We start from the raw sequence: 21,915 nt of genomic DNA on the forward strand, positions 1-21,915 counted from the left end.
GATGGGCGATTCCAAAAATATAATATCCACATACAACTTGACCATTGGCTACAAAACCAAAAAATCGGCGGTGACTGTTGCTGAAAACCTTGATTTTAATTTCCAGGAAGGCAAACTTATCACTTTAATCGGTGCCAATGGCATAGGAAAATCAACTCTTTTACGAACGTTGACAGGCTTGCAAAAACCCCTCCTGGGCGAAGTATTCCTGAATGATAAAAACATCCAAACCTATTCTGCATCAGATTTAGCTCAAAATTTGAGCATGGTTTTAACCGAAAAACTGCCGCCAAGCAATTTATCTGTTTTTGAATTGGTCGCTTTGGGAAGACAGCCTTATACGAACTGGATTGGAAAATTATCTCCTTTGGATATCGAAAAAGTGATTCATGCCATCCAGCTTACAGAAATTGAGCATCTTTCAGAAAAAAAACACCATGAAATAAGTGACGGACAATTACAGAAAGTTTTAATAGCAAGAGCTTTGGCACAAGACACTCCTCTTATTATTCTTGACGAACCGACCACACATCTGGATTTGCTACATAAAGTTTCTCTCTTCAAATTACTCAAGAAACTAACTGAAGGAACCGGCAAATGCATCCTGTTTTCGACGCATGATATTGATTTGGCCATTCAATTAAGTGATGAAATGGTAGTCATGACCAAAGATGAAGTTGTGCAGGACCAACCTTGCAATTTAATTGAAAAAGGTGTTTTTAATTCTTTATTTCAGGATGAAAATATTGTTTTTGACAACCAAAAAGGGAAGTTTCTTTTCAAATAATTATTGTTCATTTCCGTTTTTGTGGCATTAATGCATTAATTTTATAAATCAAAACCTAATTTTATGAAAATGCGCATCACAACAATTTTATTGGCAATAGGGTTTGTTGCCCAAGCACAATTAAAACCAATTTCATATTCAGACGGAAATCAGAAACTGGAAGGTTTATTAGCGAGTCCTTCCAAAATAAATACGCAAAAATCCGGAGTTTTAATTCTGCCGGCTTGGATGGGAATTGAAACCAATGCTCGGGAAAATGCTGTAAATCTTGCTAAACTCGGTTACATCACTTTTGTAGCTGACATCTATGGTGTGGATAAACGACCAGCCAATGCAAAAGAAGCAGGACAATTAGCCGGGTATTTTAAAACCAATTATGCAGATTACCAAAAGAGAATCCAATTAGCTCTTGACCAATTAATTAAAGCGGGTGCCAATCCTGATAAAATTGCTATTATTGGTTATTGTTTTGGAGGAAGCGGAGCCATTGAAGCTGCCAGAGCCAACTTTAAAGTAAACGGAGTTGTATCATTTCATGGCGGTTTAAGCAGAGAGGCTTCCCGTACAATTGAACCGATAAAACCAAAAGTCCTTGTATTGCATGGTGCTGATGATTTTTATATTTCAGAAGCAGAAATCAAAGCTTTTCAGGACGAAATGCGAACTGCAAAAGCCGATTGGCAAATGGTATATTATGCCGATGCTGTACACGCATTTACGCATAAGGATGCTGGAAGCGACAAAAGTAAAGGAACCGCTTATAATGAAAAAGCAGCCAAACGCTCCTGGCAGGCAATGCTGGATTTTTTTAAAGAAATCTTTGCCGAATAATTACAAAAACCAAGGGAATTTTCTGTTTATTTTTTCGATAATCCACCAGAAAAGCACAGCTAAGACACTTATTAAAAAGTATTTAAGCACAACAAATTCAAATGTTTTTTGAGGTAAAAACTCGTATACCAACCGAATACAATAGGGATGACAAAGATAAATTCCCAGGGATAAACCAGAATTGACTTTTACATTAAGTAGGGCTTCCGATTCATTAACGGTGTAAAATAAAATCATACAAAAAGGAATCAGCAATACTAAAAAGTCCAATGCTTTCACTTTAAAAATAAAATAGCAATACGTTTCTATAAGCAATCCGATAAAAAGAGGCAGCAACATCCAGCTTGTTTTTGCCGCTAGGATTTTCCATTGTTCGTACAAAACTCCAATAAGCATCGCCGGAAAGGCAAAAAACAAGAAGTTCCGTGTTGTTCCCATATAGAAGTAAACCGCTGTTAATGTCGTAAAGGATTTCAGTACATTCGATTGGATGAGAATCTGGAAACTATAACCCAGAAATAACAGACTGAAAATCAGCATCCATTTTACTTTTAAGCTCCAGTTTCGGGTACAATAAAGCAACCCAACGGCCAAAACTGTAGCCAATAAATACCATAAATGCCAATACCCGAAAACCATTTTCAGGATGGCGTCAGATAACGAGAACCGTCCTAAATGATATTGTCTGATTAAATCAGGTAAATAAAGCAACTGCCAAACCACGTACAATAACAAAATTCGCTTTGCATATTTGAGCAGATACATTTTGTCTTCCAGTTTATTCCGAAGAAAATAACCTGAAATAATAAAAAATGCAGGTACGGCGATTCGGGTAATGCCATTGGCAATTTCGTAGGAAATGATGCCTTGAATACCTTCTAATTTAGCAACGGGAAAAATATGCAATGCTATGACCAGAAAGGCCATAAGGATTTTTAAAACATCTATATTGCTGTTCCTGACAGACATAAATTACTTGTTTTTCGGAATTAAATCTCTATTTCGATACGTTACTTCTGTATTGAATTCTTTTGAAATTTTATAAATCCGAAAGTAGGAAATAAAACAACAAAAGAAAATAATGTGGCCTTATAAATTTTGGTTACTGTCTATTTGCCTTCTGGCCTCACCTACTACAAAAGCTACCGAATTAGCAATATTATAACTTCTGATGAGCGATGACATTGGAATCGTCAGATGGTTTTCAAATAAACCTAATACTTCTGCACTCAATCCCACACTTTCTTTTCCGAAGACCAGCCAGTCTCCGTCCTGAAATTGTGCATCGTAGTATGATGTTGTTGCATGGGAACTCATTAGAAACACCCTCGATTTGTCTGGAATTTGGGCTATCCATTCTTCCAGATTCTGGTATTGATGCCAATCGAGATGTACCCAATAATCAAGTCCAGAACGCTTAAGGTTCTTATCATTGATTTCGAATCCAAACGGATGGATTAAATGCAATCTGTTTCCGGTTCCTACACACAAACGGCCTATATTTCCGGTGTTATTTGGAATTTCTGGTTGTACTAAAACAATATTAAGCATAGTAATTGATTGATTATTCGTTTATTTCGAAGGAAGTAACTTCCAGCACCTCGCCTGCTTTCAGGTTATGCAAATGTATATCTCCTACCCGGATTCTCACTAATCGTAACGTTGGAAATCCTACAGCCGCGGTCATTTTTCGGACTTGACGGAATTTGCCTTCGGTTAGTGTAACAGCCAGCCAGCTTGTAGCGCCGTGACGTTCGTCCCTGATTCTTCTCCCTTCACCAATACATTCCGGCAGTTCCTTTATGATTTGGGATTCGCAAGGTTTCGTGGTGTAGCGGATACCTTTAAATCCAATCTCTACTCCTTTTTTTAATTGTTCGACGGCTTCTTGGGTAATTGTGCCATCCACTTGAGCCAGGTATTCTTTTTCGATGGTTTTGCTGCGGACTATTTCGCTCATCATACCGTCAGTGGTCAGTAACAGTAGTCCTTCTGAGTCTTCATCCAATCGTCCTATAGCCATTGTCCCTTCCGGGAAATCATACAGCTCTCCCAATTTCTTCTTTGGACGTTTTTTTTCGTAAATAAACTGGCTTAGGTAGCCGTGTGGCTTATGCAGAATAAAATGGCGGTGGGATTTCATTGAACAAAAATACGAATTGATTTTGCAATTACTATTCCCTTTTTTATTTAGGTTTAACTTATCATTCCGGCAAGACAACGCAAATGACAACAAACTGATACGATAGATCTTTGCAAAAGTTCTTCTTGTACTTTGTCTTGACACAAAGTACCAAAAGTCAAGCCTACATAGCACAATCTTGAAAACTACCTCAGCATTGCGCTCTGTGTCCCGAGCCGCTCGTCGTACCTCCTCGTCTATGCGGAACACTGCCACTTCATGCTTCGTTGTTTTCTACGGATTATGCTATGAGGGCGGTTGGTTCTTCGGATGAAACTTTCGTTTGAAGAAGGAAATAGACAATTACAGAGCAAAATATTCGGTTACAGAAGCAAAATTTACTTTCACAGAAGTGCAATAGGCAATTACAGAAGGAAATATTTGATTACAGAAGAGAAATAAATTTTCACAGAAGTGCAATAGACAATTACAGAAGGAAATATTCGGTTACAGAAGCGAAATGTATTTTCACAGAAGTGCAATAGGCAATTACAGAAAGAAAAATTCAATTACAGAAGCGAAATGTATTTTCACAGAAGTGAAATAGACAATTACAGAAAGAAAAATTCAATTACAGAAGCGAAATGAATTTTCACAGAAGTGCAATAGGCAATTACAGAAGGAAATATTTGATTACAGAAGGAAAATGAATTTTCACAGAAGTGCAATAGGTAATCACAGAAGGAAATATTCGGTTACAGAAGCGAAATGAATTTTCACAGAAGTGCAATAAATTATTACATCAAAGGCACAAAAAATATCGAAAAGTATGCTTCTTTACTTCTTTCTTCTCTTCTACATTATCATCTTATTGTATTTATTGCGGTATTCGATAGGGGTAAGTCCTGTAATTTTTTTGAATGTGGTCCGAAAAGCTTTTGTATCTGTATAACCTACATCAAACATCACTTCGTTGATATTTTTACGGCTGGATTCGAAACTGCGTTTGGCGGCTTCCACTTTGACACGCTGGATATATTCCAAAATAGAATTATTTGTAGCTAGTTTGAATCTTCGTTCGAAACTGCGTCGTCCTACTGCCGCTATATCGGCCAATTCTTCTACCGTTATTTTTTCTTCAATATTGTTTTCGATATATTCCTGAATTTTTTTAACCGCCTCATCCGAATGTTCTTTTTGTCCTTTGAACATGGAAAAAGCCGATTGACTGTTGCGATCAATGTCGATAGCGAAATACTTGGATGCCAGAATAGCCGTTTCGCGGTCTGTATATTTTTCTACCAGATGAAGTAATAAATTCCAATACGAATTGGCTCCGCCGCTTGAATAAATCCGGTTTTCTTCGGTAACTATACTGCCGTCCTGGACGTTGACTTCGGGGAACATTTCTCTAAATTCATTGGTAAAACCCCAATGGGTAGAACACTTCTTTCCGTTAAGCAAACCGGTTGAGGCCAGTAAAAAAGCACCTACGCAGAGTGAGGCAACTTCAGTTCCTTTGTGGTATTGGCTGACAATCCAGGGTACGAATCCTTTATTAACTTCTATGGCTTCGGTCATATCACCAAACAAAGCAGGAATGAAAATTAAATCGGTTTCTTCGGTTTCATCAAGTAACAAATCAGGACGAACTGAATATTTGCCTTCGTTGAGATGAACCTCTTTTTTTAACCCTGCCAATTGCACGTTAAACAAAGGCTTTCTCCCTGAAACAGCCAAAAACTGATTCACTGCACTAAAGCAATACTGAGGGTCTGCGATAGCCTGCATCACCGCATTTTCAGGAACAAGGATAACTACATTTTTCATATACTGTATTCTCTAAACGAATAGGTAAAGTTAACACAAAAGCATTTGAATGACGATATAAAATTGTATTTCAGAACATTCTAGCAGTTAAATTTATTATTATTTAGTCATTTTTCGTCAGAATGAAAATAAAAGTTTATAAAAAAATACTTACACTTTAAAAAAATACGTAATTTACATCATAAATTAATTCCTGACTAATTAGCAAAGCAGATGACGGAACAAAAGACTATTGAAAAGCTAAAACTCCCTAATGTTTTTATTCTTTTGTTAATAATAATGTTTTCTTGTGCCCTGCTAATTTTTATTAATTTTTTTACCATTAAAATCCTGTCAGCCAGCAGAGCTTATGTTAATGGAGAATCTTTGTACTCAAAAGGGCAAAAAGACGGAGTCCGGCATCTTATCACTTATCTCTACACACAAGACGAAAAACAATGGGATTCATTTGAAGAAGAATTAAAAGTTCCTCAAGGAGATGGAGCCGCAAGAATTGGTCTTTTAAGCAATGCTGATACCGCTGTCATTAAAAATGGATTCAGAGCCGGTCGTAATAATGAAAAGGATTTAGACGATCTTATCTGGTTGTTTAAGAATTTTAAATCGGTGCCATTTTTAGCAAAAGCCATTAACGAATGGAAAATGGGTGATGATTTGATTAACCAATTATCTGCTATTGGCAATGAAGTCCATAAAACGGTTTCAAGCTCAAACTTAGAACTTAAAGACCGTCTTAAACTTCATTTACAGATTAGTGACCTTAGTGAGAGACTGACTATTAATGAAAGAAATTTTTTAAGCACGCTTGGAGACGGTACCCGAAAGATTAAAGATTACCTTATATATACCAACATTTTTTTTATCCTGATTATCATTAGCAGTGTTTCTACTTATTATTCGATGATGGTATACAGGCTTGTGAATTCAAAAATTGAAGTCGAGGTTAAAAATGAAAACCTGCTCATTGCCAACAAGGAGCTTGACAAGTTCGTATATAGCGCGTCACATGATTTGAGGTCTCCAATCACTTCTTTAAAAGGATTGATTGAAATAGCACAGCTGGAAGACGATTTAGGCCAGATTAAAACCTATTTGAATTTGATGTACCAAAGTCTCAGTAAACAAGATCAGTTCATTAGTGATATTATAGATTATTCAAAAAACAAAAGAAAAGAAGTAATCATCGAACCTGTCAGTTTAAAAAACATTATTGACGAGGCTATTGCACAGCACCAGCATATTAAAAATGCTAATAAAATTAATATTGACAAAGAGATATTAGTAGATCATATCCAAAGTGATAATCTAAGGCTTAAAATTACAATCAATAATTTATTATCAAATGCGATAAAGTATGCCGATGAAAGTAAAGATGAAATGTGCATCTGGATTAAAACGTTTTCTTTGGGAGAATTTTATAGAATAGAAATCTCTGACAACGGTATTGGCATTAAAGACGAATTTCAGAGCCATGTATTCGAAATGTTTTTTGTAACCAATAACAATAAAGGTTCCGGATTAGGGCTATACATAGTGAAAGAAGCCATTGAAAATATCAACGGAACCATCTCGGTAAATTCGGAAAGCGCCGTAGGAAGTAAATTTACAGTAACAATACCAAAACGATATGAAGCCTGATTATATTTTTTTACTTATAGATGACAATGCAATTGATCAGCTCGTTACAAAACAACTACTTAAAAAAGTATTGGATGTACCGGAAGTAAATATTGCTAATAACGGAAGAGAAGGGATTCAATGGATTACTGATTACAAAAAAGATCCGGATCACCCTTTAATCATTCTGCTGGATATTCAAATGCCCGAAATGAATGGCATCGAGTTTCTTCAGAAATACGAATCCTTATCGGAAGAATTAAAAAGCGGAAACAAAATCTTTATGCTTACTTCTTCATTGGATGCCGATGAAATCAAACGGATTAAAAACAATAAATATGTTACCGGTTTTTTAAACAAACCTTTCCCTGTAAACGACTTTGGAAAAATAATATACACGGATTTTTAATCCAAATCAATACCATTTCCTTACAAGCCTTAACTTGTAAAGCCTGTTTTTAAACTATTGTCGCAAATCACCTCTCGTTTGTCGTTTTTATACATTCTCGGTTGTAGAAATCTGCTGTAATTTTACCATATCAATAACAACCTAAATAATAACAAGTAATTAAAACACAATGGAAACAACAGAAAAAACAAAAATTACGGTAGCTGTAACAGTAAATACAACTGCAGAAAAAGCATGGAATCTTTGGACCAAACCTGAACACATTACCAATTGGAACACTGCTTCAGAAGACTGGCATACAACCAAAGCTGAAAACGACGTGCGCAATGGCGGTCTCTTTACCGTTCGAATGGAATCTAAAGATGGTAGTTTCGGGTTCGACTTTAGTGGAATATACGACGATATCAAAATCAATAAAAGTATCGAATATACTCTTGGAGATGGCCGAAAAGTTCAAATCACGTTTGAAACTGTTAATGACACAACCATTATCACTGAAATTTTCGAAGCTGAAGATACCAATTCTTTAGAAACGCAACAAACAGGCTGGCAAGCTATTATGGATAATTTCAAAAAATACGCAGAAGCGAATTAAAACAATCTTTAAAAATACTATACTATGAAATCACAGATTTTCATCAACCTTCCGGTAAAAGATCTTACAAAAGCAATGGATTTTTATACTAAAATAGGATTTACAAACAATCCGCAATTTACTGACGAAACCGCAGCCTGCATGTTTATCAGTGACGAAATTTTTGTAATGCTGCTCACCCATCCGAAGTTTAAAGAATTTATTAAAAAAGAAATTTCGGATACTGCTAAAACTACCGAAGTAATCAATTCACTCTCTGTAGGAAGTATTGCTAAAATGAATGAAATGGCCGACGCTGCTATTAACGCCGGTGCTCAGGAACCAACCGAACCTAAAGATTATGGATTCATGGAACAAAGAAGTTTCTCAGACCTTGACGGACATCACTGGGAAGTTTTTTACATGGATATGAGTAAATTTCCTCAATAAAAAAATCATGAAAAAGCCAATATATCCTTGTCTTTGGTTTGATGGACAAGCCAATGAAGCCGCTGTTTTTTACTGCTCTGTATTTAAAGAAGCAAAAATCACTGCAGAAAACCCGATGGTAACTACTTTTGAAGTAAAAGGGCAAAAATTCATGTGCTTAAATGGTGGCCCAATGTTCAAATTTAATGAAGCTGTTTCTTTTGTAGTCGATTGTGAAACACAAGAAGAAATAGATTACTACTGGAACAGACTAACTGAAGGCGGAGAAGAAAGCCAATGTGGTTGGCTTAAAGACAAGTTTGGTGTTTCCTGGCAGATTGTCCCAACCGTTTTAGAGCAATTATTGAGCGATCCAGATAAATCACAACGTGTCGTCGAAGCCTTTATGAAAATGAAAAAATTTGATATTGAAACATTAGTGAATGCTTAAATTTTCTTAAAAAAGGTAACCAAATGTCAGCAATCCATGCTTATTTAACTTTTAATGGTAACTGTCGTGAAGCCATGTTATTTTACCAAAAATGTTTGGGAGGCAAACTTGTCTTCCAAACTATTGGTAAATCCCCGCTATCGGATGAACTGCCCAGAGAGATGAAAGACACTATTTTGCATGCCACACTCATTAAAGATCAATTAGTTATCATGGCGACCGACATGGTTAGTTCCAACGGATTGACAAAAGGCAATTCAATATCACTGCTGTTGCATTGCAGTAGTGAAAAAGAAATAAAAGACCGGTACGCCAAGCTTTCCCAAAACGGACTTCAAAACCATCCATTGGAAAAAACATTTTGGGGATCTTTGTTTGGTGATATTACGGATCAATTTGGAAATCAGTGGCTGTTGCAATATCCTTTACAGGAAAAGGAATAACATTTGGTTTCTATTTGAATTTCCTCCTAAAAATAAAAATCCGCAGTTAGCGGATTTTACTTTATCTTATTATTGCCCTCCATAAACAGGCTTATCTTTGTACTGCAAAACATATCCTTTCCATGCCATTAGTTTATAATCTCCCGCAGCCCAATTTCCTTCACTTGTTTTACTTAATATAATATTTTTGGTTTCATTTGGTAAAAAAAGTTCCGCTTTCGCAGTGTCATCTGAAAACAATACATAAGCCTTCGGTTCCGTTGTTGCCATTCCATTTTTTAAAGGATTCAAAACAACTGAAACAGTCTTCACATATATACATTCTTTTTTCAGTTCCGAATACAGAAAACCAAAATCTGCAGGACAATCGGCTGAACCTTTGCATTCAACTTCAGACAACGGCATTGCTTTACTGAACTGAATTGCTTTACTGTTTTTAAATCTTGTTCCGTCAGAAGTCATTTCTCCATGTCCTTCAAATAATTGATTTCCTTGGATTAAAAAAGCCACTTTACGGATATTTTCCACACCTTCGGATTGAAATGTATAATCTGCTATAAGTGTGTCTCCTTTTAAAATGCCTTCAAAAGTACCGTTATTACTGTCTTTCTCATACAAATCATATTTCAGATACCCTTTGACACCATTGGAAACATTTGTAATTCTTAGCATAACCTTGCTATAATCGCCATTATAAGCATAACAATCCAGACCTAAAACCGATGCTGACTTTTCCTTTTCAAGCAATCCAGTTTCATTGATTTCCTTCTTCTTACAGCTTAAAATAGTAAATAGTATAAAAACGAGTACTATGTATTTCTTCATAATTTTGATATTTAATTAATCAATTTTTTTAAATACTATCAATAATCCGGAAGGATTGGACAGCCACAACCGATTGTCTTTAATTTTATAAGATGAAACACTTTGAAGTGCTTTTAAAAACTCTCCTTCTTTGTTCATGGACCCGCAAGCCATACGAGTAGTTACAATATGATCAAATCCCAACAGGTTTTTTTCGGAAAACAAACGACCATTCATTTGATTGCATCCGGCAAAACCCATGAAAGTATTTGCTGCTGCGTTAATTTCAATTAAAGGCAATTCCTTATTGAAATCCGATAGCTCAACTTTACGTCCGTTTAGTTGCTCCAATACCCAGATATCATGCAAACGATAATCAGTAATATAAGATCCACAGCCTTTTAAGACTGTAAAATCAGATTCCGTATTTCGTTTCAGTTCTACTGTGACAGCATATGGAAGCCATTCGCCTGACATTGAATTCTGGCATTTCATTTGTTGGATCTGAATCTGGAAGTCTGCATTTTCTGTAGTCACTCTGTACATTTTCACATTGGCATCCATAGCCTTACTGGGTACAACATGAGGAACTATTACTTTTTCGAAACCCGGTATCAAAGATTCAAATTGAATAGCTGCTTCCGAAATTTGTATGTTCCAAAACGGCTCATTACCATTTCCTTTAAAGTAAGGAGAAGTACTGGCTTCAATTCCGGCATCCTCTTTGTCTTCAGCTTTGGATTGTTCCTGCGTCGTTTTACAGGCCGTAAAAACCAAAAGCAACATTCCGAATACAATTTGTTTTTTCATAAATCTATTTTTATAAGTACAAATCACATGCAAAACACATGCCATAACACCTCGTAGTTTCTATCGAACCCTAAATTTCCGGATTGATATAGTAATCGATGGGTTTTGGGTTTTTCAAAATCACTGGCGTAGGCACTGTCTTTAACATTGCAAACTGAAATCCGCATTATCTCAAGGTATTTCCTCTCTATCAAATCCAGGATGTAATTGAGCGTAATTTACAAAGGTACAAGTCAGAAATAGCGCCAGAAACAACTTTCTTACCATGCTTTTAATTTACTTTTTTAAAGCGCATCATTGGTACATTATCAATCATTAGGTTGAGTTTATGCTCATTGTCAATACTGAATTTGTTTATTTTTTCCATCGTTTGTAAAAAAACATTTTCGCCACCGCCTTCACAATAACGCATGGTCATTGCCCCAGGCTGTTCGATTTTTATGGTGTTTCCATCAATTGTAAATGAGGTTCCGTAACCGTTACAGCTGGTAGTCCCATTGATTTTTTTTTCATTTTCTGTGAAAGTAATTTGTGGTTTATTTTCAGGAAACAAGCCTTCAAAAGCAATTCTTGGCCCCGAAATATATTCGAGTTCCCAAGTTGCACCATACAAATTTTTAGCTGCAGCAGTTTTTGAAGCCGTACAGCTATTTAAAACCATAAATAAAAAAACTGACAATAATAAAACATACTTTTTCATAGAAACACATTTTAGGATGACACAAATAGAATCACAAGTATCTCAAAATTACTTAAATATAAAGTTAAAACATAACTATTATATGTTATTTTTCTGACAATACGGGTAAAGACCTGATTCACTTCAGACAGAACTTGCTCCGCAGGCGTTAAAACTTACTTTGCAGGTTGAAGAACTTACAAAGCAGGTGCTTCAACTTACTTTGCAGGTTGGAGAACTTACAAAGCAGGTGCTAAAACTTACTTTGCAGGTTGGAAAACTTACAAAGCGGGTGCTAAAACTTATTTTGCAGGTGGGAGAACTTACAAAGCAGATGCTAGAAATTACTTTGCGGATGGGAGAATTTTACTTTTTTCTTGATAAAAAAGTAACAAAAAATCAAGCCTGCAAATTAAAAGCTTAAAAACTACCTTGAAACGCCGCTCCGCATCCCGAACCGCTCGTCGTGCCTCCTCGTCTATGCGGAACGCTGCCGCGTTGTTTCGGCGTTGTTTTTTATGCTTTTGATTTAAGGGCGGGGTGGTGCTTCGGATGAATGTTTATTTTTTTTACTCGTAATTCTTCTTCATGATTTTGTTGTAGTGATGAAGGAAGTATCGCTATAAAGGTTTTCTTTTTATTTAGTAGAGGAAGTAGATTGTGGAGAGGTTTCTTGTACTTTGTCTTGATACAAAGTACCAAAAATCAAGTCTTAAATCCTCGGCGGTCAGATACGCCTCACTTCCTAAAAGAAATGAACTCGCTTCGCTCAAACAGCATTTCTTTTTACGGAAATTTCGGCTTTCTGACTCTCGCCTGCGGATTTTAGGACAATGGTGCTTCGGATAGATGTTTTTGCTGTTAGAGAATTTATGCTCTTATTATTGTGTATATTTTCTTTTTTCTTCATAATTCTTCTTCGTGATTTTGTTGTAGTGATGAAGGAAGTATCTCTTAGGGGTTTCTTGTACTTTGTCTTGATACAAAGTACCAAAAATCAAGTCTTAAATCCTCGGCGGTCAGATACGCCTCACTTCCTAAAAGAAATGAACTCGCTTCGCTCAAACAGCATTTCTTTTTACGGAAATTTTGGCTTTCTGACTCTCGCCTGCGGATTTTAGGACAATGGTGCTTCGGATAGATGTTTTTGCTGTTAGAGAATTTATGCTCTTATTATTGTGTATATTTTCTTTCTTCTTTCTTCTGATTCCTGTACATCAGGTTTTCTTTTTATATTAGCTCCAAAATAACATTGCCTTTATCGCATTGACAAAGTGCCTCTCCGCTGAATAACTAAAATGAACAAAAAAAGACGATTTTTAACTTTTTTGGAACAACCCTATCCCTTTTATTATGAAGGCAAAAAACTGCTTGAAATAACGGGGATCATTTTTTCTATTTGCTTGCTTTTCAACTACATGCTCCAGCCTTTTGATGTAAACACTTCGGAACATAAAATGCCTTATTTCTGGATATGCATGATACACTCCGCTACACCAGTATTGCTATTGCTGTGTATTTCTTTTGTCTGGGGCCTGTTTCCGAAAGTAACCGAAGACTGGAAGATTCGAAAAGAATGCCTCTTTATTTTATTTCTGATACTTCTGACAGGAATTTGCCAGTTCCTGATCAGGGATATCATTTATGACAATCCACGAAATTGGTCCTGGGGCTATTTTACAGAAGAGGTCCTGAATTCATTTATCGCCGGTTTTTTCCTTGCACCTATAATAATATCCATCAACCTGAACAGGCAACAGTTGAAAAACCAACAGAAAGCAAACCGTATTTTGGAGGCTATGGCCGAAGTAAAAGAAATACAGTCCGGTGCTGAAGTCTGGATTGAAACAGAAGTAAAGTCGGAGAAATTCTCTTTTGACAGTACGAACTTCATTTATGCTAAAGCCGAAGGTAATTATGCTGAGATATACATTAAAGGAGAACAAGGCATTCATAAATTTACCAAGCGCATTGCTCTTAAGAATTTAGAGGCGCAATTGTGTGACTTCCCGTTCATCATTAAAACCCACAGGTCTATTTTACTGAACCGAAACTTTATCGGAAATGTTTCAGGAAACGCTCAAGGCTATAAAGTAACATTGAAAGATTGTCCGGATACTGTTCCTGTTTCCAGAAATTACATTCAATCCTTCGAATCTGAAACAATAATGCGATAAGCCAGCCCTTGCTGTCTATCCCAAAATGTTGCTCACCGTCCCAAAACAATGTCATTCGTCCCAAAATAGCGTCATTCAAAACAAGTATTTGCAGGCTTCTTTTTTTGCCCACACATTTGCAGAAAAATTAGAACAATGCGTAGATATGATTTAGACTGGCTGAGAGTAATCGTTTTCGGATTACTTATTTTTTATCATGTGGGAATGTTTTTTGTTGCTCCGGATTGGGGGTGGCATATCAAAAACAATGAAACCTATGAATGGATTAAATATCCCATGAAACTTTTAAACCAATGGCGACTGCCCATCCTTTTTGTTATTTCGGGAATGGGGACTTCTTATGCACTTTCCAAAAGAAGCGGATTACAGTTTGCTGCTGAAAGAGCGAAGCGATTACTTCTTCCGCTGATTTTCGGGATGCTGGTAATTGTACCTCCTCAGGTTTATATTGAAAAATTAGCAAAGGGAATAATTAAAGGCGGTTATTTCGACTTTTGGCCTGCCCAGGCATTTATAGGAGAATACCCGGTTGGGAACTTAAGCTGGCATCATTTATGGTTTTTGCCTTACCTGTTTCTTTTCTGTATAGTACTTCTTCCTGTTTTTATGTATTTGAAGAAACATCCGAACCATGTGCTTTTGAGAGCAACGGCAAAAATGTGTCAAACGAAACTGGGGCTGTATTGGTTTGTCCTTCCTTTGTACCTGCTTGAGGCTTTTGTAGAACCTTTCTTCGATATAACACACGCATTAGTTGGCGACTGGTTTGCGATTTCCAATTACATGACTTTGTTTTTTATTGGATTCCTGCTCATCTCGGTTAAGGACGTTTTCTGGAAGGCGACAGAAAGAAACAGGAACCTTTATTTGCAATGCGGAATCGTCGGTTTTACATTGTTTTTACTGATTACCTCGTTGTATGAGGATAGTTATCCAAGGCATTTTACCGAAGCCCTGATTACTGTTTTTACCTTCTGGTCCTGGATACTGGCTTTATTTGGGTATGCGTCCAAATACCTTAACAAACCGAGTAAAACACTCACTTATTGCAATCAGGCGGTGTATCCTTTTTATATTCTGCATCAAACCGTGACAGTGGTTCTGGGGTATTTTATAATGAACCTGCAATGGAGTTTCTTCTGTAAATTCGCCTTCCTTTCTCTTGGAACATTTTTAATCTCTTTGTTTATTTATGAGTTTATGATCCGAAGATGGGATGTTGTCAGACCGCTATTCGGATTACAGAACACAAAGGAGAAAAAGAATTTCAGTTTCATTCGAAGCACTTCTTTATAATTGATTACTTCTGTAAAAAGCAAGTTGGGGCAGTTACAATAATCTGCCCCAACTTGTTCTTTTATTTTACTGCTGTCATTTTATACGTTCCTTTCTCTTCCTCCTTTAAAAGCAGACTGAGAAACAAGCCGCATCCCGAAGGCTTTTCACACATTTGGACATCGTCAAAAACATAGGTCCAGTTCCCATTATGAAAGGTATAGGTCCATCCTCCCATAGTGCCCTGATTTTCTTCAATTCCGTTGTATAAAATCAAATCCGGCTGGTCTGACATCTGATGGCCTTTGCTCCAGGAAACATAGCGGATGCCTTTGCTGGTTCTGTCAATCCTGACGAGCAGCTTCTCTGAACGGCATATGTACAGGTTTTCTTCCCATTTTGCAATGCTCGGATGCACTTGGCTTTTCTTCTTTTTAATCAACTGTTCTTTGATGGCTGTCTCTTTTTCGGAACTGTAATTAAGCGTTATCATCTTACCATCTTCCCGAATCCAGATCTCTCCTGAAAAAGGCCCGCCGATTAATCCGTAAACTCCATTTCTTTCAAAAATATAGGATGCATTATATTTGAGCAGTTTTTTCTTGAAGGCAGCATCGAACAACACCGGAAAACCGGCAATGAATTCTTTGGCATTGGTAATATCCGGCAATGGATTATCTCTTTTTAAAGGATAGGAAACAAGAGCTGCTAATTCAGCTGCTTTATCCTCCTGTATCAATTTTACGATTTTTTTATAACTGTTCTTGATTTCTGTTGTAACCTGTGCCGAACCTGTTATGGACAACAGGAAAAACGGCAAGATATAGATTAGATTTCTCTTCATTCGGTAAAGATACTATTCTTTTAACGAAGCCATATCAATGACAAAACGGTAACGGACATCGCTTTTGAGCATTCTTTCATACGCTTCATTAATATCCTGCATCTTAATCATCTCTATTTCCGATACGATATTATGCTGTCCGCAGAAATCCAAAAGCTCCTGTGTTTCTGCAATACCTCCAATCACAGAACCCGCAACCGCTTTTCGGCCTAATATCATGGGAACGGTATGTAAAAAAGGTTCCAATCCTCCCAAGTACCCTACCAGCACCAACGTACCATTGACACTTAAAGTCCCTACATAAGGATTTACATCATGAACATAGGGAACAGTATCGATAATTAAATCGAATGTGCCTTTTACCGAGTTCATCTGATTGTCGTCTGTGGAAATTACAACAGCATCAGCTCCTAAGTCTAAAGCATCTTTGGTCTTATCCGGTGTTCTGGAAAAAAGGGTTACCTCGGCTCCTAACCCTTTGGCAAGCTTAATAGCCATATGCCCCAATCCGCCTAAACCGACCACAGCCACTTTGCTTCCTTTTCCTACCTTCCAATGGCGAAGCGGAGACCAGGTAGTTATTCCTGCACAAAGTAACGGTGCAGTAGCCGCCAAGTCCAGATTAGAAGGTACTTTGAGCACAAAATGTTCGTCGACTACTACCTTTTCGGAATAACCGCCAAAAGTCATTCCGCCCAAATGCTTGTCTTCCCCATTGTAGGTTCCTGTAAATCCGTTTAAGCAATACTGCTCAAGATCCTGCTTGCAGCTATCACAGGTACGACAGGAATCGACCAAACACCCTACGGCGGCGAAGTCTCCTACTTTGAGTTTGGTCACTCCGCTTCCTACCTGAGTCACCTTCCCTACTATTTCGTGTCCCGGAACAGCAGGATAGACCGTAAAGCCCCAATCATTTCTGGCAGTGTGCAAATCAGAATGGCAAACCCCGCAATACAGGATTTCAATTTCAATATCTTTTGGAGTAACCGATCTGCGTTCGATATTCATCTGTTTCAAAGAAGCATCCGGAGCATCAGTCCCAAATGCTTTGACATTTTTTGTTTCCATATTTTATATTGTTTACTTGTTAGGCATGAGCTGCTCCGGGAAAATAAGCCACGGGTATCTTGGCAACGACACTCCTCTCTTCTTTTCGGGTGGGCCACTTATTATTCCTATCAAATATACGAAAGAATGCGCATCTCTTTTACGCTACAACCTACTGCTTAACAGATAAATAACCTTACCATTTCTGTAAGCTGATAAACAGCCGAAAGCATAATCTGCAGGAAGCTCTAAAAAACAAGAACCGAAGAATGTAAAGAAAAACATGGCGCTGATTTTCTTCTTATATTAGCTAAACAATTGACAACTAACACATAACAAAAACCATGAAACCTCTTTATCAAGCAAGTAGCTTTTTACTCCTTTCTTTACTGATAGGCTGCACCGGAAAGACCAAAGACATTAACCAAGTACAAGACAAGCCTCAAAAAGTCCTTGTAGACGGTCCATGTGAAGATTGTACTCTAATTTATCAGGGGATGCCTGAGCACATAACCGCTATTGACACCAGTGCCGGCTGGAAAGAGCCTGGACAAAAACTAGTGGTAGAAGGAACCGTATGGAAACCAGACGGTAAAACCCCGGCACCAGGAGTGATTGTGTATTACTGGCAAACAGACCATACAGGCGAGTATACGAAAACGGCAGAGGAAAAAACTGTCCACGGTCATTTGCGAGGCTGGATGAAAAGTGACCTGAGCGGTAATTACAAGATTTATACTGTTAAGCCTGTTTCCTATCCCAGCAGTACAATACCGGCGCACATTCATTTTTTGATTAAAGAGCCGGATATTGCCAACGAATATTATATTGAAGACCTGTTGTTTGACGATGATCGGTTCTTGACCGAATCCGTTCGGGCAAAACTACAGCAAAGAGGTGGAAACGGTATAGGAAAAACCAGAACAGAAAACGGCATCACCTATATACGACGTGATATTATAGTAGGTCTGAACATCCCTAAATACCCCAAATAGCTAAATATCTGTTTTGTAAGTTCGCGAAAGTGTTTGATTATATTACGGTTTGAAAGGGTGCGGGATGACGGTGATTAGTGTGGAGTAGTGTTGAGAAGGAAATACATTGGCGTTATCTGTGATACTCTTTCTTTTTTGCAAGTGGAGATTACTATGGGTTGTAACAAATAGATTATAAAGTAGTCTTTAGATTCTGCCATTCATGCAATCCATAAAAAAAAATTCAAACAAACCAAGCGGAAAGTCTCCATTCGAGTACAACATTTTTTCCTTACATTTACACTACAATAAATACCAGAACCATGTCACAAACCCTTATCGTATTAGCCGCATTCCTTATTGCCCTTTTAATAGGGATTTACATTGGTAAAATGCTGTTTGCCGCCCAATCCAAATCAGCACAGTCGGGCTTGGAAGAACGCATTAACGGACTTATGGGTCAGATAACAGAACTCAAAGAACAAGCACTTGCAGAGCGCAGTAACTTCGAAAAACTGCAGTTGCTGTCCCAAGCCGAAAAAGAGTCCATCCGTACCGAAAAAGAAGCTCTTGCCATTCAGTTATCGAAAAAAGAAGTAGACTTCGAGAACCTTTGGGAACGCAATAAAGAGCAAAAAGAAGAAGTCAGCCAATTGCAGGAGAAATTCACCAAAGAATTCGAAAATCTTGCCAATAAAATTCTGGACGAGAAGACCAGCAAATTTACCGAACAGAACAAAGAAAACCTCAAGAACATTCTGAGTCCGCTACAGGATAAAATACAGTTATTCGAAAAGAAAGTCGAAGACACCCATAAGGAAAGCATTGATTACCACGCTGCTTTACGCCAGCAGATTGTGGGCTTACGAGAAATGAACGAGCAGATGAGCAAGGAAACCCTTAATTTGACCAAGGCATTGAAAGGAGACAGTAAGATGCAAGGAAACTGGGGAGAGCTGATTTTGGAGCGTGTATTAGAAAAGTCCGGCTTGGAAAAAGGAAGGGAATACGAAGTACAGCAAAGTTTTACCACCGAAGACGGATCCCGTGTGCAACCCGACGTAGTCATCAATTTGCCGGACGGTAAGAAAATGATTGTAGACTCGAAAGTATCACTTACCGCATACGAACGCTTTATCAACGAGGAAGATGAAGACCTGAAAGCCGGCTTCCTAAAAGAGCATGTGAACTCGATTAAGCGACATGTGGAGCAGCTGGGCAGCAAAAACTATCAGGATTTGTACCAGATAGAAAGCCCTGACTTTGTATTGTTGTTTATTCCGATGGAACCCGCCTTTGCTATTGCCCTGAACGAAGACAACAGCCTGTACAACAAAGCCTTTGAGAAGAATATTGTGATTGTTACTCCTTCGACACTTCTGGCAACGCTTCGTACTATTGACAGTATGTGGGCCAACCAGAAACAGCAGGAAAATGCCTTTGAGATAGCCCGTCAGGCAGGGGCGTTATACGACAAGTTTGAAGGATTCGTTTCCGACTTAATCAAGATCGGTAAAAAGATGGACGAAGCCAAAACAGAATACCAAGGTGCTATGAACAAACTGGTAGATGGAAAAGGAAACCTGATCACCAGTGTGGAAAAACTAAAAAAGATGGGAGCCAAAGCCAAGAAATCATTACCCGAAAATATCATCAGCAGAGCAGAAACGAGTGAAACAAACACACTAAACTAAGCATATTATGTTACGGAAATTTATTTTCATTGTCATTACCACCCTTGTTTTAGGCATTACAGGTTACTTTACCGTATTGTATTATGCCACCTATAGTGAAGGGGACCGGACAGGTGAACTCATCAAGTTTAGCAGTAAAGGGTATGTATTTAAAACTTTTGAAGGAGAAATTTCCCAGGGCATTTCGGGAGCGCAGATATTCCGTTTTTCGGTATTGGACAGCGATACTCAAGTAATTACAGATTTGAAAAAATACCAAGGGCAATACGTCAAGATCACTTATATCGAACGCTACAGGACTTTTCCATGGTGGGGCGATACCCGGTATTTTGTGACTCATGTACAACAAGAAAAATCACCCCATTTTGCCCGATAGCTATGGAAATAAAATTCAAAACCGTTAAATCCTCTAAAGTCACCATCTCCGAGTTGATGTTGCCTTCCCATTCTAATTTCAGCGGAAAAATCCATGGTGGTTATATCTTATCACTGTTGGACCAAATTGCCTTTGCCTGTGCTTCTAAATTTTCCGGGAACTATTGCGTTACAGCCTCAGTAGACACCGTAGATTTTCTAAACCCGATTGAAGTAGGCGAACTGGTGACCATGAAAGCCTCTGTGAATTATGTTGGCCGCAGCTCTATGATTGTTGGTATCCGTGTTGAAGCAGAACACATTCAGACGGGAAAGATAAAACATTGCAATTCAAGCTATTTTACCATGGTAGCCAAAGACAGTGAAGGAAAAAATGCCATAGTTCCGGGGCTTATTTTATCTAATTATGACGAAATACGCCGCTTTTATAACTGCGTCAAGATAATTGCTGTCAGAAAAGACAAAAAACATCATGAAGAAGCCTTTGACTATAAATCTGATGAAGCGCTGTCAAACCTCGCTAATCACAACGTTCAGGTAGAGATTTATTAAATATTTAACCTTAAAATTAAATATAGTTAACTAAATAGAGTATATTATAGATTTTTTCTTATTTTTGAATTCCCCAATTTATAAATATGAAAAAAAATTACGCTTATTTAATTTGTTTTTTACTTGCATCCCTTGTGTTTCTGTCATGTTCAGACGATGACGACCAATATGAAGTACCTCCTGTAGAAGTAAATCTGTCTAAGGTTCCTTATCAGAAATTATCTGATTATCATTTCTTTAAAGACGGAATGAAAGATCAGGATCCTGTTGACGGAGTACTGCCTTTTGAACCTGCCAGTTCATTATTTGCAGATTATGCCCATAAAAAACGATTTGTATGGATGCCTAAAGGGACACACGCAACGTACGTCAGCGATGATAATCCGTTGAACTTTCCTGTTGGTGCCGTGCTGATTAAGACATTCTATTACAACAATGTACAACCGTCAAATACCACAAAATTAATTGAAACCCGACTTCTTATCCGTCATGCAGCCGGATGGAAAGCGTACGATTATATCTGGAATGATGAGCAGACCGAAGCTACGTTAGAAACAACCGGAAACGGTGTCTTTATCCCTATTACCTGGACGGAGAACGGCGCTACTAAATCGATCAATTACAAAACACCTTCACAGACGGAGTGCCTTACCTGTCACAAGATAAATCCTACCCATACTGAGAATGGCGAAATAACAATCCCTATTGGAGTTAAGCCACAAAATCTGAATACGATGTACAACTATAGCGGTACTTCCAAAAACCAGATGGCCATGTGGAAAACTGCCGGTTATCTGGAAGGCAGTTCCCCGGCACCAGCGCATTCTACAGTTAACTGGGAAGACACCAGCAAATCATTGGAGTTAAGAGCACGGTCTTATATTGACGTCAATTGTGCTCATTGCCACAGAGAAGGAGGACATTGTGATTATGTAGCCATGCGTTTTAATTTCAGTAATACAGACTTGAGTACTTTTGGCGTTTGCATGACACCTTTATTTTCCATTGAGAATGGTCCTTTTGTAATTAACGGAGGAAATGCGGACAGGTCTGAAATGGTGATTAGAGTAGGTTCGAATGAAGGAGCTGTTATGATGCCTATTATAGGAAGGACTACAGTACACGATGAAGGTTTACAGCTTATTAAAGATTGGATTAACACACTACCCGCGAATTGTCATTAACCTA

At 37.8% G+C, this 21,915-nt stretch carries 25 protein-coding genes; 16 read left to right on the forward strand and 9 right to left on the reverse strand.

What is annotated here, in order from left to right:
* Position 1 precedes the first annotated feature (1 nt).
* Positions 2-787, forward strand: a complete 786-nt coding sequence (locus ACRDEC_RS14505; protein WP_431499079.1) for an ABC transporter ATP-binding protein — start codon at positions 2-4, stop codon at positions 785-787.
* 63 nt (positions 788-850) lie between these two features.
* Complete coding sequence (locus ACRDEC_RS14510; RefSeq protein ID WP_431499080.1) at positions 851-1,618, forward strand: dienelactone hydrolase family protein; 768 nt, start codon at positions 851-853, stop codon at positions 1,616-1,618.
* Here the strand turns inward: ACRDEC_RS14510 and ACRDEC_RS14515 are convergent, their stop codons facing one another.
* From ACRDEC_RS14515 to ACRDEC_RS14530, 4 genes are all read right to left on the reverse strand, one after another.
* Positions 1,619-2,587 (reverse strand): acyltransferase family protein, encoded by a 969-nt coding sequence (locus ACRDEC_RS14515; RefSeq protein WP_431499081.1) that lies wholly within the window; start codon positions 2,585-2,587, stop codon positions 1,619-1,621.
* 120 nt (positions 2,588-2,707) lie between these two features.
* Positions 2,708-3,169 carry a tRNA (cytidine(34)-2'-O)-methyltransferase gene (locus ACRDEC_RS14520; RefSeq protein ID WP_431499082.1) on the reverse strand — a complete coding sequence of 154 codons (462 nt, stop codon included), beginning with the start codon at positions 3,167-3,169 and terminating at the stop codon, positions 2,708-2,710.
* A 13-nt stretch (positions 3,170-3,182) separates the two neighbouring features.
* A complete protein-coding gene (locus ACRDEC_RS14525; RefSeq protein ID WP_431499083.1) occupies positions 3,183-3,761 on the reverse strand; it encodes a pseudouridine synthase in 579 nt (192 codons plus the stop codon).
* Positions 3,762-4,595: 834 nt separating this feature from the next.
* A complete protein-coding gene (locus ACRDEC_RS14530) occupies positions 4,596-5,570 on the reverse strand; it encodes a GlxA family transcriptional regulator (RefSeq protein WP_431499084.1) in 975 nt (324 codons plus the stop codon).
* A gap of 213 nt (positions 5,571-5,783) precedes the next feature.
* On the opposite strand from ACRDEC_RS14530, the gene ACRDEC_RS14535 reads away from it, so the two are divergent.
* The 6 genes from ACRDEC_RS14535 to ACRDEC_RS14560 all read left to right on the forward strand — a co-directional run bounded on the left by ACRDEC_RS14535 (position 5,784) and on the right by ACRDEC_RS14560 (position 9,493).
* A complete protein-coding gene (locus ACRDEC_RS14535; RefSeq protein ID WP_431499085.1) occupies positions 5,784-7,208 on the forward strand; it encodes a sensor histidine kinase in 1,425 nt (474 codons plus the stop codon).
* On the forward strand, positions 7,198-7,596 hold the full coding sequence (locus ACRDEC_RS14540; RefSeq protein ID WP_431499086.1) for a response regulator: 399 nt from the start codon (positions 7,198-7,200) through the stop codon (positions 7,594-7,596). The genes ACRDEC_RS14535 and ACRDEC_RS14540 overlap by 11 nt, the downstream gene beginning before the upstream one ends.
* A 169-nt stretch (positions 7,597-7,765) precedes the next feature.
* Positions 7,766-8,191, forward strand: coding sequence for an SRPBCC domain-containing protein (locus ACRDEC_RS14545; RefSeq protein ID WP_431499087.1), 426 nt, complete (start codon positions 7,766-7,768; stop codon positions 8,189-8,191).
* Positions 8,192-8,215: 24 nt separating this feature from the next.
* Complete coding sequence (locus tag ACRDEC_RS14550; protein ID WP_431499088.1) at positions 8,216-8,620, forward strand: VOC family protein; 405 nt, start codon at positions 8,216-8,218, stop codon at positions 8,618-8,620.
* A 7-nt stretch (positions 8,621-8,627) separates the two neighbouring features.
* Positions 8,628-9,050 carry a VOC family protein gene (locus ACRDEC_RS14555; protein WP_431499089.1) on the forward strand — a complete coding sequence of 141 codons (423 nt, stop codon included), beginning with the start codon at positions 8,628-8,630 and terminating at the stop codon, positions 9,048-9,050.
* A gap of 23 nt (positions 9,051-9,073) precedes the next feature.
* Positions 9,074-9,493 carry a VOC family protein gene (locus tag ACRDEC_RS14560; protein ID WP_431499090.1) on the forward strand — a complete coding sequence of 140 codons (420 nt, stop codon included), beginning with the start codon at positions 9,074-9,076 and terminating at the stop codon, positions 9,491-9,493.
* 69 nt (positions 9,494-9,562) lie between these two features.
* Here ACRDEC_RS14560 and ACRDEC_RS14565 read toward each other — a convergent pair whose 3' ends face one another.
* The 3 genes from ACRDEC_RS14565 to ACRDEC_RS14575 all read right to left on the reverse strand — a co-directional run bounded on the left by ACRDEC_RS14565 (position 9,563) and on the right by ACRDEC_RS14575 (position 11,807).
* Entirely contained in the window at positions 9,563-10,318 is a 756-nt protein-coding gene (locus tag ACRDEC_RS14565) for a hypothetical protein (protein WP_431499091.1), read from the reverse strand.
* 15 nt (positions 10,319-10,333) lie between these two features.
* Positions 10,334-11,107, reverse strand: coding sequence for an META domain-containing protein (locus ACRDEC_RS14570; RefSeq protein WP_431499092.1), 774 nt, complete (start codon positions 11,105-11,107; stop codon positions 10,334-10,336).
* A gap of 271 nt (positions 11,108-11,378) precedes the next feature.
* Entirely contained in the window at positions 11,379-11,807 is a 429-nt protein-coding gene (locus ACRDEC_RS14575) for an META domain-containing protein (protein ID WP_431499093.1), read from the reverse strand.
* A gap of 160 nt (positions 11,808-11,967) precedes the next feature.
* On the opposite strand from ACRDEC_RS14575, the gene ACRDEC_RS14580 reads away from it, so the two are divergent.
* From ACRDEC_RS14580 to ACRDEC_RS14590, 3 genes are all read left to right on the forward strand, one after another.
* Complete coding sequence (locus ACRDEC_RS14580; RefSeq protein ID WP_431499094.1) at positions 11,968-12,210, forward strand: hypothetical protein; 243 nt, start codon at positions 11,968-11,970, stop codon at positions 12,208-12,210.
* 874 nt (positions 12,211-13,084) lie between these two features.
* On the forward strand, positions 13,085-13,963 hold the full coding sequence (locus ACRDEC_RS14585) for a LytTR family transcriptional regulator DNA-binding domain-containing protein (RefSeq protein WP_431499095.1): 879 nt from the start codon (positions 13,085-13,087) through the stop codon (positions 13,961-13,963).
* Positions 13,964-14,098: 135 nt separating this feature from the next.
* Complete coding sequence (locus ACRDEC_RS14590) at positions 14,099-15,259, forward strand: acyltransferase family protein (RefSeq protein WP_431499096.1); 1,161 nt, start codon at positions 14,099-14,101, stop codon at positions 15,257-15,259.
* Between the two features lie 61 nt (positions 15,260-15,320).
* Here ACRDEC_RS14590 and ACRDEC_RS14595 read toward each other — a convergent pair whose 3' ends face one another.
* Together ACRDEC_RS14595 and ACRDEC_RS14600 are read right to left on the reverse strand one after the other, a co-directional pair.
* A complete protein-coding gene (locus tag ACRDEC_RS14595) occupies positions 15,321-16,082 on the reverse strand; it encodes a hypothetical protein (RefSeq protein WP_431499097.1) in 762 nt (253 codons plus the stop codon).
* Positions 16,083-16,094: 12 nt separating this feature from the next.
* Positions 16,095-17,153, reverse strand: a complete 1,059-nt coding sequence (locus tag ACRDEC_RS14600; RefSeq protein ID WP_431499098.1) for an NAD(P)-dependent alcohol dehydrogenase — start codon at positions 17,151-17,153, stop codon at positions 16,095-16,097.
* A gap of 323 nt (positions 17,154-17,476) precedes the next feature.
* Between ACRDEC_RS14600 and ACRDEC_RS14605 the strand changes: the two genes are divergently transcribed.
* The 5 genes from ACRDEC_RS14605 to ACRDEC_RS14625 all read left to right on the forward strand — a co-directional run bounded on the left by ACRDEC_RS14605 (position 17,477) and on the right by ACRDEC_RS14625 (position 21,911).
* Complete coding sequence (locus ACRDEC_RS14605; protein WP_431499099.1) at positions 17,477-18,127, forward strand: intradiol ring-cleavage dioxygenase; 651 nt, start codon at positions 17,477-17,479, stop codon at positions 18,125-18,127.
* Between the two features lie 302 nt (positions 18,128-18,429).
* Positions 18,430-19,800: a DNA recombination protein RmuC gene (gene rmuC / locus ACRDEC_RS14610; protein ID WP_431499100.1), complete on the forward strand. Its 1,371-nt coding sequence runs from the start codon at positions 18,430-18,432 to the stop codon at positions 19,798-19,800.
* Between the two features lie 7 nt (positions 19,801-19,807).
* Entirely contained in the window at positions 19,808-20,176 is a 369-nt protein-coding gene (locus tag ACRDEC_RS14615; protein WP_431499101.1) for a 6-phosphogluconate dehydrogenase, read from the forward strand.
* 2 nt (positions 20,177-20,178) lie between these two features.
* The gene (locus ACRDEC_RS14620; RefSeq protein ID WP_431499102.1) at positions 20,179-20,727 is read left to right on the forward strand and encodes an acyl-CoA thioesterase; all 549 of its coding nucleotides are present in this window, start codon (positions 20,179-20,181) and stop codon (positions 20,725-20,727) included.
* 86 nt (positions 20,728-20,813) lie between these two features.
* Entirely contained in the window at positions 20,814-21,911 is a 1,098-nt protein-coding gene (locus tag ACRDEC_RS14625) for a hypothetical protein (RefSeq protein ID WP_431499103.1), read from the forward strand.
* Positions 21,912-21,915: the final 4 nt, after the last annotated feature.

This window comes from Flavobacterium sp., assembly GCF_050696275.1.
Taxonomy (GTDB): domain Bacteria; phylum Bacteroidota; class Bacteroidia; order Flavobacteriales; family Flavobacteriaceae; genus Flavobacterium.

Coding starts and splice junctions, on each gene's coding strand:
- ACRDEC_RS14505 (WP_431499079.1), top strand. CDS start 2: ATGGGCGATTCCAAAAATATAATATCCACATACAACTTGACCATTGGC.
- ACRDEC_RS14510 (WP_431499080.1), top strand. CDS start 851: ATGAAAATGCGCATCACAACAATTTTATTGGCAATAGGGTTTGTTGCC.
- ACRDEC_RS14515 (WP_431499081.1), bottom strand. CDS start 2,587: ATGTCTGTCAGGAACAGCAATATAGATGTTTTAAAAATCCTTATGGCC.
- ACRDEC_RS14520 (WP_431499082.1), bottom strand. CDS start 3,169: ATGCTTAATATTGTTTTAGTACAACCAGAAATTCCAAATAACACCGGA.
- ACRDEC_RS14525 (WP_431499083.1), bottom strand. CDS start 3,761: ATGAAATCCCACCGCCATTTTATTCTGCATAAGCCACACGGCTACCTA.
- ACRDEC_RS14530 (WP_431499084.1), bottom strand. CDS start 5,570: ATGAAAAATGTAGTTATCCTTGTTCCTGAAAATGCGGTGATGCAGGCT.
- ACRDEC_RS14535 (WP_431499085.1), top strand. CDS start 5,784: ATGACGGAACAAAAGACTATTGAAAAGCTAAAACTCCCTAATGTTTTT.
- ACRDEC_RS14540 (WP_431499086.1), top strand. CDS start 7,198: ATGAAGCCTGATTATATTTTTTTACTTATAGATGACAATGCAATTGAT.
- ACRDEC_RS14545 (WP_431499087.1), top strand. CDS start 7,766: ATGGAAACAACAGAAAAAACAAAAATTACGGTAGCTGTAACAGTAAAT.
- ACRDEC_RS14550 (WP_431499088.1), top strand. CDS start 8,216: ATGAAATCACAGATTTTCATCAACCTTCCGGTAAAAGATCTTACAAAA.
- ACRDEC_RS14555 (WP_431499089.1), top strand. CDS start 8,628: ATGAAAAAGCCAATATATCCTTGTCTTTGGTTTGATGGACAAGCCAAT.
- ACRDEC_RS14560 (WP_431499090.1), top strand. CDS start 9,074: ATGTCAGCAATCCATGCTTATTTAACTTTTAATGGTAACTGTCGTGAA.
- ACRDEC_RS14565 (WP_431499091.1), bottom strand. CDS start 10,318: ATGAAGAAATACATAGTACTCGTTTTTATACTATTTACTATTTTAAGC.
- ACRDEC_RS14570 (WP_431499092.1), bottom strand. CDS start 11,107: ATGAAAAAACAAATTGTATTCGGAATGTTGCTTTTGGTTTTTACGGCC.
- ACRDEC_RS14575 (WP_431499093.1), bottom strand. CDS start 11,807: ATGAAAAAGTATGTTTTATTATTGTCAGTTTTTTTATTTATGGTTTTA.
- ACRDEC_RS14585 (WP_431499095.1), top strand. CDS start 13,085: ATGAACAAAAAAAGACGATTTTTAACTTTTTTGGAACAACCCTATCCC.
- ACRDEC_RS14590 (WP_431499096.1), top strand. CDS start 14,099: ATGCGTAGATATGATTTAGACTGGCTGAGAGTAATCGTTTTCGGATTA.
- ACRDEC_RS14595 (WP_431499097.1), bottom strand. CDS start 16,082: ATGAAGAGAAATCTAATCTATATCTTGCCGTTTTTCCTGTTGTCCATA.
- ACRDEC_RS14600 (WP_431499098.1), bottom strand. CDS start 17,153: ATGGAAACAAAAAATGTCAAAGCATTTGGGACTGATGCTCCGGATGCT.
- ACRDEC_RS14605 (WP_431499099.1), top strand. CDS start 17,477: ATGAAACCTCTTTATCAAGCAAGTAGCTTTTTACTCCTTTCTTTACTG.
- rmuC (WP_431499100.1), top strand. CDS start 18,430: ATGTCACAAACCCTTATCGTATTAGCCGCATTCCTTATTGCCCTTTTA.
- ACRDEC_RS14615 (WP_431499101.1), top strand. CDS start 19,808: ATGTTACGGAAATTTATTTTCATTGTCATTACCACCCTTGTTTTAGGC.
- ACRDEC_RS14620 (WP_431499102.1), top strand. CDS start 20,179: ATGGAAATAAAATTCAAAACCGTTAAATCCTCTAAAGTCACCATCTCC.
- ACRDEC_RS14625 (WP_431499103.1), top strand. CDS start 20,814: ATGAAAAAAAATTACGCTTATTTAATTTGTTTTTTACTTGCATCCCTT.